Below are 13,007 nucleotides of genomic sequence, written 5' to 3' on the forward strand. Positions count from 1 at the left end.
AAAGGCGTTCCCTGAAACTGGTTTCAGTGCCGCGACGCCGACAGCGGTTTACCGGGGCGGCGGGATACGACGCCCATGACGTTCGACGCCGTGTTCGTCGACCTCGACGACACGCTCTACCCGTACGCCCCGTGCAACGCGGCGGGGAAGGAGGCGGCCTTCGAGACGATTCGCGACCAGGGGTACGACCTGACCCGCGACGAGTTCGAGTCGCTGTACCAGGAGGGGCGCAGCGAAGTGAAGCGGGAGCTCGCCGGCACCGCGTCCGCCCACGAGCGGTTCCTCTACTTCAAGCGCGCCATCGACATCCACGCCGGCACTCACCGGTCGAAGCACGCCCTCGAACTCGGCGAGGCGTACTGGGAGGCGTACGTCGACGAGATGACGCTGTTCGACGGCGTCGTCGACGCGCTCGCCGCGCTCTCGGACGCCGGCGTCGACGTCGCCGTCGTCAGCAACCTCACGACCCGCATCCAGCTGAAGAAGCTCCACCGGCTCGGCATCGAAGCACACGTCGACCTGCTGCTCACGTCCGAGGAGACCGGGCGGGAGAAGCCGAGTTCGGCGATGTTCACGCTGCCGCTCGCGCGGCTCGACCGGCGCGCCAGCGAGACGCTGATGGTCGGCGACTCCGTCGAGTCCGACGTCGTCGGCGGCAACGCGGTCGGGCTGACGACGGCGCTGTTCAACGGCCCGGACGACGCCGACGACCTGACAGGGCGCGAGCGGCCGGACCACATCATTCAGGGGTTCGGGGAGCTAACGGAGCTGGTACTGTGACACTCGACGCCGAACGCGACGCGGTGGTCGCGCACGCCCCAGAACTCGCCGGCCTCACGCCCGGCCGCACCGGGAACCTCAGCATCCGCCGCGGCGACCGGTTCGCCGTGACGCCGACCGGCGTCGCCTACGACGCCTTCGACGCCGAGGACGTCCCGGTCGTCGACCTCGACGGCGAGCGCGTCGCCGGGCGCATGAAGCCGTCCAGCGAGGTGCCGATGCACCGCCACATCTACCGCGGCCACGCCGACGACCCTGGCGCAATCGTCCACACCCACTCGCAGTGGTCGACGACGATGGCGGTGCTGCACGAGCCGCTGCCGCCGATTCACTACATGATCGTCGCCGTCGGCAAGCGCGTCCCGGTCGCCGAGTACGCGCCGTACGGCACCGAGGAGCTCGCCGCGAACGTCGTCGCCGCGATGGAGGCGGCCGACGCGACGGCGTGTTTCATCGAGAACCACGGGCTCGTCGTCGTCGCCGACGACATCGAAACCGCGGTGGAACACACCGAGCACGTCGAGAGCCTCGCGCAGCTCTACCTGCAGTCGAAGGCCGCCGGCGGCGACCCGGTCGAACTCCCGGACGAGGAACTGGAAACGGCCATCGAGCAGTTCGAAGGGTACGGGCAGTAAGAGCCGAGCCGGTCCGCATCGGTCCATCCCGGCCCGCACGGCCGGCATCGACCCGGTCCGCATTCCGGGCCGAACCGTTCGTCCCCGTCAGGTCTGCGTGAAGCCGCCGTAGTGCAGCTCCGCCCAGTACAGGTCGCCGTCGTACCGCACCACCCACGAGCCGCTGTACTCGTCGCTCCGGACGGCGTCGTGGCTCCGGAACCGCTGGAGCACCGACTGGAACGCCGAGTCGTCGGTCGACTCCGCGTAGTACGTGCCTCGTATCGCCTCGTCGACGACCTTCCGCTCCTCGGTAGAGAGTCCGGAGAGCGTGAACTGGTAGGTCTCCCGGAGCGACTGGGCGTACGCCTCGGCGTTCGGCGCGACCTGCTCGGCGGTGTAGCGGTACGTCGTCACCGTCACCGGCCGGGAGTCGACCGCGATGGGGTAGCGTTCGCCGCGGTAGCGGACCGCCGCGTAGTCGCCGGCGAGCAGCACGGACGCGTTCGCCTCGGCGTCGGTGTAGCGCGCGCCGGCGCCGAAGTCGTACCCCTCGCCCTGGTCTTCGTGCTCCGCTTGCAACAGCGTGTCCAGCAGCGCCTTGTCCGCCGGCGACAGGTCCTCGTAGGCGACCGCGGGGCCGTCGGTCGTGCCGTTGTAGTCGATTTTCACGTCCACCAGCAGCTCGGAGTGGTTCCCGACCGGCTCCACGGAGAGGTCGTAGTACGCGCCGTCGACGGCGAACGGCAGCCCCTCGGTGTCGACCATCGGGGACGTCCCGTTCTGGGTGGCGGAGCCGTTCCTGACGGCTCCCTGCACGACGGCGCGGTAGTCGGCGCCGGGGTCTTCGCCGGATTCGTCGTCGACGCGCGGCAGGTCGCGGCTGGCCTGCTCGGCCAACTGCGTGTCGTTCACGGCGGTCATGTCCAGCGACCCGGCCGCCGAACAGCCGCCGAGCGAGACGAGGAGGGCGAGCGCGCAGAGCGCGAGGAGGGCGCGGGCGTTCACGCGGTTCGCTGTGCGTCGTCGCGGTAAGTGTTTTCCGGGACCCACGTGCGTCCGTCTCCGTTCGGGGCCCCGTTTTCTCGGCGCTGTCGACCTGAACCCGTCGGCGAGCAGCCGCGCGGGTCAGACGCGACGCTACCGAGCGCCGAGAACGGCCTCGGGAGCGAAGGCGCTCACGGCGAGCAGCCCGAGCACCACCAGCATCGCAGCGAGACGCAGTCCGACCGTGACGCGTCGGTCCGCTACCTGGAGTGACTCGGCGGTCCCGGACAGCGCGAACCCGATAGCCATCACGAGCGAGCTACTGGACGGAACGCCGTGAAGCACGTCGTAGTACACGTAGATGCTCGTGAAGACGGCCGAGCCAGCGAACAGTACCAGTCCGTGGAGCCGACCGGACGGCTCGCTCCACAGGGCGTCTTCGAATCTGGAGGGCATCGAACGGGCCGTTCTTTCGAACCGGCAAATATCTACGGTGAGCAGGACTCGTCACCGCACGGTGCCCGGGAGGACGCCGACAGCGAGGACGACGGTACTTTCGAGCGGTCCTCGCTGACGGCTGTAGCCGCGGCTCGCGAGCCGTGGAACGGAGAGAAAACGAGAAGTGGGAGAACCGCAGAGCGGCTGGTTCGCGGCGTTAGCGGGCCGCGGCGGCGACGCGCTCCTTCTCCTCTTTCTGGGAGATGGCGTACGTCTGGACGTCGTAGTTGGCGGCGCCGATGAGCTGGTCGGCGAGCGCGTCGGCGGCCGCGTTCTTCGTCTTGTACGTGGCGCCCTGCACGCCGTCGGCGATGAACTTCAGGCCCTGGTCGACGCGGCGCTGGGGCGCGACGTCGACCGCCTTCGGGACCGAGATGCCGCCGTACTTCAGGCGGACGGTCTCCTCGCGCGGCGCCGCGTTCTCGACGGCGGTCACGAGCGTCTGCACCGGGTTCTCGTCGGTGCGTTCGTGGATGATGTCGAGGGCGTCCCGGACGATGCGGGTCGCCTGCTGTTTCTTCCCGGTGTTCTCGTCGGTCTGCATCAGGCGGTTGATGAGCCGCTCGACGAGCGAGATTTCGGACTTCTTGAACTGCTTGGATGCGTGCCGACCCATCGTGTGCGCGATGGGTGTCACGTTCATGTAGCGGCGCGTCGACGGGTCGTCGTACTCGATGTCCGTGACGTCCCACGTCCCGAACAGCTGGGCGTTGTCCTCGGCCTGCTCGGAGTCGGCGGGCGCGTCAGGCTCGGGTGCGTCTTCCTCGCTCATTATCGGACGGGTTTCTCCGCGTTCCCGCGGACGAGTTCGATCATCGAGACGCCGTTCACCTTCTCGACCTTGTAGTTCACGCCGGACAGGTCGCCCATCGCGCGGCCCTTCGCGCCGCCGATACCGGCGATGGTGACCTCGTCGTGTTCGTCGATGAACGAGATGGCGCCGTCACCGGGACAGAACGCCGTGACCTGCTTCCCGTTCTTGATGAGCTGAACCCGGACGCACTTCCGAATCGCCGAGTTCGGCTGCTTCGCTTCGATACCGACCTTCTCGAGGACGATGCCGCGCCCCTGCGGGGCGCCCTCGAGCGGGTCGGACTTCTCGCCGAGACCGCGTTCGCGTCGCGCGTACTCCGAGTCGGACCACCGGCGTTTCTGGCGGTCCTTCTTGAGCTTCCGCGCGGCGTACTTGCCGTTCGCCATAGTGAACCGACGTTCACGACGGAGGTACGTAAGGGTTCCCTTTCGCTCACGGCGAGACGCGCTCAGATTCGGTTAGCGGTGGCTCTACCGCGTTCTCGTCGCGTCTCGCGGTTCGAGTCACGGCGGCAGAACCGGTTTCGGTCCGAATGCGGCGCGCAGAAGCCGTCGTTGCCGGCGGAGCCGTCGGCGCCGCAAACGCGGCTGTTCGGCGGAGAATCAGAGAGCGGCGGAGAAGCGTCCGTGCCCCGAGCGCCGGGACGCCGGCGGAACCGGAATCGATGGCCGCGTCGCGGCTCAGGCGAGCTGGACGTCGTCGATGTCGAAGTGCCGCCGCGCCAGTTCGCGCGCCGCCTCGATGTTGCGGCCGCCGGTCCCGATGGCGACGCCGCGGTCGGCCTCGGCGACCTCGACGTACGCCACGGTGTCGTTCTGCTCCGATATCGTGACGCCGCGGACCGCCGCTGGCGACAGCGCGTTCGCGACGAACGCCTCCGGCGTCGGCGCGTCCTCCACCAGGTCGACGTCGACGCCGAGCTCCGACTCGACGCGGTCGACCGTGCGGCCGCCGGGGCCGACCGCGTCGCTCATCTCGCCCGCCGGGACGAGGAAGACGACGCGGTCGTGGTCGTCCTGGACGAGACAGTCCAGCGGCGTCACGTCCGTCAGTTCGTCGAAGACGCCGATGTAGCGGCGCGCCTCGTCGGAGATCTCGACGCGCATCTAGTCGTCGGCCGGCTTCGAGGAGTCGGGTTTCGACCCCATCCGGAGGTTGACGTCGCCGGTCCCGATGGAGACGGGCTTCCCGACGATGACGTTCTCGATGACCCCGTTCAGGTCGTCCTCCTCGCCGTGGATGGCGGCGTCGAGCAGGTGGTTCACCGTCACCTCGAAGGCGGCGCGCGCCAGCACGGACTCCTTCGACCCGGAGATGCCGTGCCGACCGATGGACTCGACGGTGCCGCGGTTCGTCATGATGTCCGACACCAGCATCAGGTGCCGAATGTTGACGTCGTCGAGCCCCTGCTCTTCGAGCGTCTCCATCGTCTCGTTGATGATGGTTTCCCGGGCGGCCTCGATGCCGAGCGTCCGGTGAATCTCGTGGATGTTGTTACACGTCGTCCGGGAGGCGTCGACGCCCTCGATTTCGAGCGCGTCGGAGAACGCCGACCCTTCGGTGTACAGGACGAACTCCTCGTCGCCGCCGTCGACCTCCTCCTTCCGGATGACGACGCGCGTGACCTCCTCGATGCCCTTGAACACGATTTCGCGGAGCTGCTCGACGAGCTGGAGCAGCTCGCGGTAGCTCGGCTCCTCCGGCCCGAACTCGATGTCGGTGCCGGACTGCCGCGTCTTGACGCCGAGGGCGTCCTCGATAGTGTCGGCGACGATGCCGGCGACCTCGGTGGCGCTGTCGTGCGTCGGCCACCGCTCCAGCAGCGTCTCCTCGTTCAGGTCGACGGAGACCACCATGTCGGCGACGTTCGTCGACACGTCGCCGAGCGCCAGAATCTTCGTCGCCTCCAGCTTCCAGACGACCTGGTGGGCCTTCTCGCGGTCGGTCGCGTACTCGTCGTCCAGCCGGACGATCATGATCGGGGTGTCCGGCGTCTTCCGGGCGTCCACGAGCTCGATGAGCCGCGGCAGCCCCTGGGTCACGTCCATCTCCGCGACGCCCGCGTAGTGGAACGTGTTCATCGTCATCTGCGTCCCCGGCTCACCGATGCTCTGTGCGGAGACGGTTCCGACCGGCTCCAGCGGGTCGACGCGGGTGTCGAGGTAGCGCGACTCGACCGCCTGCGCGATCTCGTTCGCCTGCTCGGCGGTCACGCCGCCGCGCTCGTCGATGGTGTCGTACACGCGGTCTTTCAGTCGCCGCGGCAGCTCCGTGTCCTCGACGACCAGCGCGATGTCTTCGGTGACGTGCGTGTGCGACTCGACGAACTCGTCGACGGAGTCAGTCATCGGACTCCACCCCCACGCCGCCGGCCTTGTCGAGCCCCGGCCCGGCGTACTCCGAGAGGTTCGTCGGCGGCTCCTTCCGGCCGAGGAACCGCTGTTTCTCCTCCTCGGAGCCGAACTCGGACTCGACGATGCGGTCGGTGATCTGTTCGACGTCGATGGGGTCGTCCTCCGTGGAGGACACCTTCACGGGCGACGTGCCGTCCTCACCGAACTCGAACTGGACGATGTTGCCGGAGGTGTCCCGGACGGTGCCGTCGTACTGCGCTTCCAGTTCGGAGAGCGCGTTGATGAGACGGCGCTGCAGGTAGCCGGACTTCGACGTCCGGACCGCAGTGTCGACCAGGCCTTCGCGGCCGCCCATCGCGTGGAAGAAGAACTCCTCGGGCGTCAGGCCGCTCCGGTAGGAGTTCTCGACGAAGCCGTGCGCCTCCGCGGAGAGGTCGTCGGGCTCGTAGTGCGCGAGCGTCCGGTCCTCGTAGCCGCGGTTGATGCGTTCGCCCCGAACCGCCTGCTGACCGACGCAGCCGGCCATCTGCGTGAGGTTCAGCATCGAGCCGCGGGCGCCCGAACGCGCCATGATGACCGCCGGGTTGTCGTCGGCGAAGTGGTCCTCCGCGATTTCGCCGGCGGAGTCACGCGCCTTCCCGAGCGTCTGCATGATCTTCATCTCCAGGGTCTCGTCGACGGTGCGGCCCGGCAGCGACTCCAGGTCGCCGGCCTCGTACGTCTCGATGAGCTCCTGGACGCGCTCGTACGCGGAGCCGATGGCCTCGTCCACCTGCTCGTTCGCCTCCGGCGGAATCGACTCGTCGTCGATGCCGAGGCTGAACCCGAAGTGCATGATGGCGCGCATCGCCAGCGACGCCACCTCGTTGATGAACACGCGGGCGCGGGTCTCCGAGTACACCTTCGTCAGCGTGTCGACGACCTCGCCGCCGAACGCGCCGACGGCGTCCTCGTCGACCGTGCCCTCGACGAGCTGCCCCTCCTCGATGACGACTTCGTCGCCGGTGGACGACGTGAACTCGAGGCTCAGGTCGTCTGGCAGCAGCTCGGAGAACACTGTGCGGCCCGTCCAGACCTCGTCGCCGGCCTCGTTGGTGCCGTCCGGCTCCGGAAGCTCGTCGACGGACGTCGCGCGCAGCAGGTCGAGCGCCTGCGTCTCCGTGAACTCGGGGTTCTGGTGGGTGAGCAGGTACGTCCCGGAGATGTGGTCTTGGATCGCGCCGATGATGTTCTCGCCGAACCGCGGGCTGAGAATCTGCTCTTGGACGCGCATGAGGACGCGCGCTTCCGCGCGGGCCTCCTCGTTCTGCAGCGCGTGCATGTTCATCTCGTCGCCGTCGAAGTCGGCGTTGTACGGCGGGCAGACGACGGTGTTCAGCCGGAACGTCTTGTACGGCATCACGACCACTTCGTGGGCCATGATGGACATCCGGTGGAGCGACGGCTGCCGGTTGAAGATCACGATGTCGCCGTCGACGAGGTGGCGGTTCACTTCCCAGCCGGCCTCGACTTTCTCGGCGAGCTCCTCGCAGTTCTTCTCGGTGACCTTCAGGCGGCGGCCGTCGGGTCGCTTCACGTAGTTCGCGCCCGGGTGGCCCTCGGGGCCGTTCGAGACGTACCGCCGCGCCTCGTCCAGGTTGCGCTCGGAGACGTTCATCGTCTGCGTCATCTCCTTTGCGACCCGGTCGGGGACGCCGACCTCGTTGAGCGACAGCGTCGGGTCCGGGCTGATGACGGTCCGCGCGGAGAAGTTCACGCGCTTCCCGGACAGCGAGCCGCGGAACCGCCCCTCCTTGCCTTTCAGGCGCTGGCTGAGCGTCTTGAGCGGCCGGCCGGAGCGGTGGCGAGCCGGCGGCGTCCCGGAGATCTCGTTGTCGACGAACGTCGTGACGTGGTACTGCAGCAGCTCCCACAGGTCCTCGATGATGAGCTGCGGCGCGCCGGCCTCGCGGTTCTCCATGAACCGCTGGTTGATGCGGATGATGTCGACCAGCTTGTGCGTCAGGTCGTCCTCGCTGCGCTGACCGTTGTCGAGCGTGATCGACGGCCGCGTCGTCACCGGCGGCACCGGCAGCACGGTCAGAATCATCCACTCTGGCCGCGACCCCTCCGGGTCGATGCCGAGCGCGTCGAGGTCCTCGTCCGGGATGTCCTCGAACCAGTCGCGGATGTCCGACGGCATCAGCTTGTTCATGTCCTCCTCGGTGAGGTCGACGCCGAGCGCCTTCTCGAGCGCCTTCCGGCTCTCCTTGCGCGGCCGGAACTCGCCGGAGAGGATGTTGTTGATGCGCGACAGCTCGATGCCGGTCTCGTCGGCGAGCTCCTGCGGCGACATGCCCTCGTCGTCCTCCTCGTCCTCGTCGGGCTGCATCGCCGACGCGATGCGTTCGGAGTAGTCGCCCGACAGGACGTCCTGGACCTCGTAGTACGTCGTCGGCTTCTCGTGTTTGATGTCCGCCTGCGGCTCGCCGCAGTACGGGCACGTCGACGCCTTCCGGGCCTCCCGGACGGCGGCTTTCAGGACGTCGGTCGGGTCCCCGCCGAGGTCCTTGGTGCGCTGCATCTTCTCGCGGTACTCGTCTTTCTCCTCGTCGGTGAGCGCGAGCCGGCCGCACTCCCGGCACGTCGACCGGAGCAGCCGCCGGATGAGCTTCGTGAAGCCGACGTGGATGACGGGCGCCGCGAGCTCGATGTGGCCGAAGTGGCCGTTACACGACCCGGAGTGTTTGCCGCAGGTGCGACACTCCAGTCCCGGGTCGATGACGCCGAGCCGCGGGTCCATCAGCCCCATGTCTATCGGGTAGCCGTCGTCGTCGTACGTGTCCGCCGTGATGACTTTCGTCGCGGACATGTCGCGGTACGTCTCCGGGTCCATCAGCCCGAAACTGATGCCGCCGATCTCCTTCGGTGAACCTGACATTGTTAGACTGCGTCCTCCAGCTGGAGCGTGGGTCGAATCCCGAGCGCCTTCATCTCGTCCAGCAGGAGCTTGAAGGCGTAACTGATCTCGATCTCGTGGATGTTGTCCTCGTCCCCGGTGATGGGGTCGTAGACGCGGCGCTGCTCGACGTCCTCGACGGCGACCATCCCGGTGTCCTCCGAGATGTAGACGCTCTCCTTGTCGGAGCTGTCGAGCAGCCGTTCTTTCAGCGCCATCGCGGCGCCGTGTCCGATGAGCACTTCGCGCTCCATCTCGCCGACGCGCAGGCCGCCCTCACGGGCGCGCCCCTCGGTCGGCTGCCGCGTCAGCACCTGCACGGGGCCGCGCGAGCGGGCGTGGAGCTTGTTCGACACCATGTGGTACAGCTTGTGGTAGAAGATGGTGCCGACGAAGATCTCCGCCTCGATGCGTTCGCCGGTGACGCCGGAGTACATGACCTCCTTCCCGGAGGATTTGTAGCCGTGCTCCTCCAGCGACGACCGGAGCTCCTCTTCGTCTTCGCCCTGGAACGCGGTGCCGTCGACGCGGCGGCCCTCCAGCGAGCCGACCTTGCCGCCGAGCATCTCCAGGACGTGGCCGACCGTCATCCGCGACGGCAGCGCGTGCGGATTGATGACCAGGTCGGGGACGACGCCGTCCTCCGTGAACGGCATGTCCTCCTGCGGCGCGAGGTGGCCGACGACGCCCTTCTGGCCGTGCCGCGACGCGAACTTGTCGCCGAGCTCCGGGATGCGTTCGTCGCGCACGGACACCTTCGAGAGCTTCGAGCCGTCCTCGCCCTCCATCAGCGTCACGGTGTCGACGACGCCGTCCTCACCGGACCGCATCGTCACGGACGTCTCACGGCGCTTCTGCGGGGACAGCCCGCCCATGTCGTCCTGCTCTTCGAGGAACCGCGGCGGACTGGTCTTCCCGAGCAGCACCGAGTTCTCGTCGACCTGCGTCTCCGGGTTCACGAGGCCGTCCTCGTCGAGGTGCGTGTACGCGTCCTCGCCGCGGGCGCCCCGGACGTCCTGGCTCGGCGTCTCGAACCGGTCCTCCTGGCCGCCGGGGTAGCGCCGCTCTTCGCCCTCGTACGTCCGGAAGAAGTGCGAGCGCGCCATCGCGCGGTCGACGCTGCCCTCGTTCATGACGAGCGCGTCCTCGATGTTGAACCCCTCGTAGGACATGACGGCGACGACGAAGTTCTGCGCCGCCGGCCGCTCGTCGAACCCGATCTGCTCGGTCGTCTGGGTTTTCACCATCGACAGCTGCGGGTAGTGCATCAGGTGCTGGCGGGTGTCCGGCCGAATCCGGTAGTTCGCCGCCGGCAGCCCGAGCGACTGCTTCATCATCCCCGCACCCATCGTAATCCGCGGCGACGCGTTGTGCTCCGGGTACGGAATCATCCCGGCGCCGATGCCGAAGATGAGCTGCGGGTCGATTTCGAGGTGGGTCGTGTTCTCCGTGATGTCCTCCTCGTCGGTCGCGACGAGGATGTCCTCCTCCTCTTCGGCGTCGATGAACTCGACGAGGCCGTGGTCGACGAGGTCCTCGAACTCGATTTCGTCGCGTTCGAGCGCGTCGATGGTCTCGTCGTCGAGCAGCGGCTCGCCGTCCTCGACCACGATGAGCGGCCGGCGCGCGCGGCCGGCGTCGGCGTTCACGATGACTTCGCCGGTGCGCTCTTTCACCGAGACGTTCACCATGTCGGAGACGTCGCCGCGGCGGCGCGCCTCCCGAATCTGTGCTGCGAGCTGGTTCGGGTCCGGGTGGGTCCCGACCAGGCTCCCGTTGACGTACACTTTCGCTTCTCGCTGTTGGCTTGCCATGTCAGTCGTCCGCGGATGCGCGGTCTACGCCCTCGATGCCGGGGATGCCCTCGACACCCATGGACGCGAGTTCTCGTTTCAGTCCCTGTTCGTCCTCGACGTTCTGCGACAGCTCCATCGCCTGCGCGAAGTTCTTCACGAGCCCGCAGTTCGGCCCCTCCGGCGTCTCGGACGGGCAGATGCGGCCCCACTGGGTCGCGTGCAGGTCACGCGCCTCGAAGTGCGGCTGCGACCGGCTGAGCGGCGACCGGAGCCGCCGCAGGTGCGACAGCACGCCCATGTAGTCCGTCCGGTCGACGAGCTGGGAGACGCCCGAGCGGCCGCCGACCCAGTTCCCGGTGGCGATGGGGTGTTCGAGCCGCTCGGTCAGCACGTCCGAGCGGACGACGGTGCTGACGGTGAGCTGCCGGTTCCGCATGTTCGCGCGTTCGAGCTGGTACTTCACGTCGCGCGACAGCTTGTTGAGCGCCGTCCGGAACAGGTCCTTCATGAGGTCGCCGGACACCTTCAGGCGCTTGTTGGCGTAGTGGTCCTTGTCGTCGGAGTCGCGCCGCCCGAGCGCGAGTTCGAAGCACGCCTCCGCCATCCGGCAGAGGTAGTACGCCTTGTTGATACGGGTCTCCTCGTCTTCGACGCCCTCCTCGTGGAGGTGCGGCAGCAGGTACCGGTCGATGACGTAGTTCGCCCGCTTCAGCTGGTAGTTCTTCCCCTGCCCGGAGGCGACGCGCTCGCCGAGCGTCTCGATGGCCTCCTCTTCGGTCTGGACGTCGGCCTCCTCCAGGTTTTCGAGCATGAACTTCACGATCTCCGGGTCGTCGGAGACGCGGTGGACGATCTCCTCGTCGGATTCGAGGCCGAGCGCGCGGACGAGCGTCACGAAGTTCACGGAGCCGGAGACGGACGGGAAGCTCACTTCGAGCAGCCCTTCGCGGTTCCGTTCACACAGCACGAGCGCGCGGTAGCCGCGGCGCTGACTGAACGTCTTGGCGACCTGGATCTCGTCGCCGTACTTCGAGTCGTACTCGGCGAGAATCTTGTTCGGCGCCAGGTCCTCCGAGGTCATCAGGACGCGCTCGGAGCCGTTGACGATGAAGTAGCCGCCGGGGTCGACCGGGTCCTCACCGATTTCGACGAGGTCCTCGTCGGAGAACTCCGAGATGTTACAGCGGTTCGAGCCGACCATGATCGGCATCCGGCCGACCTTCGTCTCGGTCTGGTCGACGACCGTTTCGGGCTCCTCCTCGCCGCCGCGGATGATCTTCATCTCCATGAAGACCGGAGCCGCGTACGTGATGTTGCGGAGCCGCGCCTCCTGCGGGTACAGCAGCTCCTCGGAGCCGTCCGCCTCGCGGACGCGCGGCGTCGTGATGCGGACGTCGCCGAGTTCGACGTACACCGGCTCCTGGCCCTCCTTGTCGCCGATGTCGGTCTCGATGCGCTCCTTCTCGTCGACGACCTGCTGCATCCCCCGGTCGAGGAAGTTGTTGAACGACCGGAAGTGGTGTTCTGCGAGCCGTTCCTCCGAGAAGTACTCCCGCGAGACGGAGCGGCGTCGTTCCCGATTCATTCTACCACCAGCCGATACACGGTCGCTCGGTCGGTGGTGCGCGAGTCACGCTCGATTCGGACGACGTCGCCCGGTTCCGCCTCCTTCGGGAGCGCGGGGTCCTTCCGCTTGATCTTCGGGAGGTCCGTTTTCTTGACGTTGTACTCCTCGAGCACCTCCTCGACGTCCGACGGGTCGTCGAGGAGCGTGTGGTCCGGAACAAGGTCGTGTTCACTTACGTTTACCATGGCTGAGTAGTGCTGTCGTTCGGCCGTGGCCGCTGGAGAGAAGTCTTCACGAGATACTACGGCGCTATACCTGACCCCGACACTTAACCCTTGTTAAGCGGGCCGGAGAGACATGGCTAGTCATCCCCACGAGTGAGACACCCGTGCATACTCAGCCGGTCCGCTTCAATGTTACGGGCGCACGAACGGCCGGAGCTATCGGCTGAACGCCGCAGAGCCGCGTTTCCCGCTCCACTGACCCGCTGAGTGACCCAATCCGTTCGTCGTCGAGAGCCGAGGGCGCAGCCGCGAAGTTGAACGACGGTCTCCGCAGCGCCCCGCCGGTTCACTTCCGGCCAATTTCTCAGCCACTGGCCGCACGGTATCGCGGGACACGGGCGGGATGGATAACAAGCCTTAATTACGACCCTCCAG

The 13,007-nt window shown here is 67.5% G+C and carries 12 protein-coding genes; 2 read left to right on the forward strand and 10 right to left on the reverse strand.

The features are described from left to right. Nucleotides 1-75: 75 nt before the first annotated feature. Both ACQUS7_RS04465 and ACQUS7_RS04470 read left to right on the forward strand, forming a co-directional pair. Nucleotides 76-780, forward strand: coding sequence for an HAD family hydrolase (locus ACQUS7_RS04465; RefSeq protein ID WP_435144988.1), 705 nt, complete (start codon nt 76-78; stop codon nt 778-780). Continuing rightward, nucleotides 777-1,415, forward strand: coding sequence for a class II aldolase/adducin family protein (locus ACQUS7_RS04470; protein ID WP_435144991.1), 639 nt, complete (start codon nt 777-779; stop codon nt 1,413-1,415). The genes ACQUS7_RS04465 and ACQUS7_RS04470 overlap by 4 nt, the downstream gene beginning before the upstream one ends. 87 nt (nt 1,416-1,502) lie before the next feature. On the opposite strand, the gene ACQUS7_RS04475 is transcribed toward ACQUS7_RS04470, so the two are convergent. From ACQUS7_RS04475 to ACQUS7_RS04520, 10 genes are all read right to left on the reverse strand, one after another. Further along, a complete protein-coding gene (locus ACQUS7_RS04475) occupies nt 1,503-2,402 on the reverse strand; it encodes a hypothetical protein (protein WP_435144994.1) in 900 nt (299 codons plus the stop codon). Nucleotides 2,403-2,534: 132 nt separating this feature from the next. Continuing rightward, nucleotides 2,535-2,837, reverse strand: coding sequence for a hypothetical protein (locus ACQUS7_RS04480; protein ID WP_435144997.1), 303 nt, complete (start codon nt 2,835-2,837; stop codon nt 2,535-2,537). Nucleotides 2,838-3,036: 199 nt separating this feature from the next. Then, complete coding sequence (locus ACQUS7_RS04485; protein WP_435127305.1) at nt 3,037-3,651, reverse strand: 30S ribosomal protein S7; 615 nt, start codon at nt 3,649-3,651, stop codon at nt 3,037-3,039. Beyond that, nucleotides 3,651-4,079, reverse strand: a complete 429-nt coding sequence (locus ACQUS7_RS04490) for a 30S ribosomal protein S12 (protein ID WP_159898793.1) — start codon at nt 4,077-4,079, stop codon at nt 3,651-3,653. The genes ACQUS7_RS04485 and ACQUS7_RS04490 overlap by 1 nt, the downstream gene beginning before the upstream one ends. Before the next feature lie 294 nt (nt 4,080-4,373). After that, nucleotides 4,374-4,799, reverse strand: coding sequence for a NusA-like transcription termination signal-binding factor (locus tag ACQUS7_RS04495; RefSeq protein WP_435127303.1), 426 nt, complete (start codon nt 4,797-4,799; stop codon nt 4,374-4,376). Next, the gene (gene rpoA2, locus ACQUS7_RS04500) at nt 4,800-6,041 is read right to left on the reverse strand and encodes a DNA-directed RNA polymerase subunit A'' (RefSeq protein ID WP_435127301.1); all 1,242 of its coding nucleotides are present in this window, start codon (nt 6,039-6,041) and stop codon (nt 4,800-4,802) included. Further along, the gene (locus ACQUS7_RS04505) at nt 6,034-8,967 is read right to left on the reverse strand and encodes a DNA-directed RNA polymerase subunit A' (RefSeq protein WP_435127299.1); all 2,934 of its coding nucleotides are present in this window, start codon (nt 8,965-8,967) and stop codon (nt 6,034-6,036) included. The genes rpoA2 and ACQUS7_RS04505 overlap by 8 nt, the downstream gene beginning before the upstream one ends. Nucleotides 8,968-8,969: 2 nt before the next feature. Beyond that, nucleotides 8,970-10,799: a DNA-directed RNA polymerase subunit B gene (gene rpoB, locus ACQUS7_RS04510; protein ID WP_435127297.1), complete on the reverse strand. Its 1,830-nt coding sequence runs from the start codon at nt 10,797-10,799 to the stop codon at nt 8,970-8,972. A 1-nt stretch (nt 10,800) separates the two neighbouring features. Then, complete coding sequence (locus ACQUS7_RS04515) at nt 10,801-12,366, reverse strand: DNA-directed RNA polymerase subunit B'' (RefSeq protein ID WP_435127295.1); 1,566 nt, start codon at nt 12,364-12,366, stop codon at nt 10,801-10,803. After that, on the reverse strand, nt 12,363-12,593 hold the full coding sequence (locus ACQUS7_RS04520) for a DNA-directed RNA polymerase subunit H (protein ID WP_435127293.1): 231 nt from the start codon (nt 12,591-12,593) through the stop codon (nt 12,363-12,365). The genes ACQUS7_RS04515 and ACQUS7_RS04520 overlap by 4 nt, the downstream gene beginning before the upstream one ends. Nucleotides 12,594-13,007 lie beyond the last annotated feature (414 nt).

Source organism: Halobaculum sp. P14 (genome assembly GCF_051195155.1).
Classification (GTDB): Archaea; Halobacteriota; Halobacteria; order Halobacteriales; family Haloferacaceae; genus JBNTKA01.

Excerpts from the sequence above, each read along its gene's own strand:
- ACQUS7_RS04465 (WP_435144988.1), top strand. The coding sequence starts at position 76 with ATGACGTTCGACGCCGTGTTCGTCGACCTCGACGACACGCTCTACCCG.
- ACQUS7_RS04480 (WP_435144997.1), bottom strand. The coding sequence starts at position 2,837 with ATGCCCTCCAGATTCGAAGACGCCCTGTGGAGCGAGCCGTCCGGTCGG.
- ACQUS7_RS04485 (WP_435127305.1), bottom strand. The coding sequence starts at position 3,651 with ATGAGCGAGGAAGACGCACCCGAGCCTGACGCGCCCGCCGACTCCGAG.
- ACQUS7_RS04490 (WP_159898793.1), bottom strand. The coding sequence starts at position 4,079 with ATGGCGAACGGCAAGTACGCCGCGCGGAAGCTCAAGAAGGACCGCCAG.
- ACQUS7_RS04495 (WP_435127303.1), bottom strand. The coding sequence starts at position 4,799 with ATGCGCGTCGAGATCTCCGACGAGGCGCGCCGCTACATCGGCGTCTTC.
- rpoA2 (WP_435127301.1), bottom strand. The coding sequence starts at position 6,041 with ATGACTGACTCCGTCGACGAGTTCGTCGAGTCGCACACGCACGTCACC.
- ACQUS7_RS04505 (WP_435127299.1), bottom strand. The coding sequence starts at position 8,967 with ATGTCAGGTTCACCGAAGGAGATCGGCGGCATCAGTTTCGGGCTGATG.
- rpoB (WP_435127297.1), bottom strand. The coding sequence starts at position 10,799 with ATGGCAAGCCAACAGCGAGAAGCGAAAGTGTACGTCAACGGGAGCCTG.
- ACQUS7_RS04515 (WP_435127295.1), bottom strand. The coding sequence starts at position 12,366 with ATGAATCGGGAACGACGCCGCTCCGTCTCGCGGGAGTACTTCTCGGAG.
- ACQUS7_RS04520 (WP_435127293.1), bottom strand. The coding sequence starts at position 12,593 with ATGGTAAACGTAAGTGAACACGACCTTGTTCCGGACCACACGCTCCTC.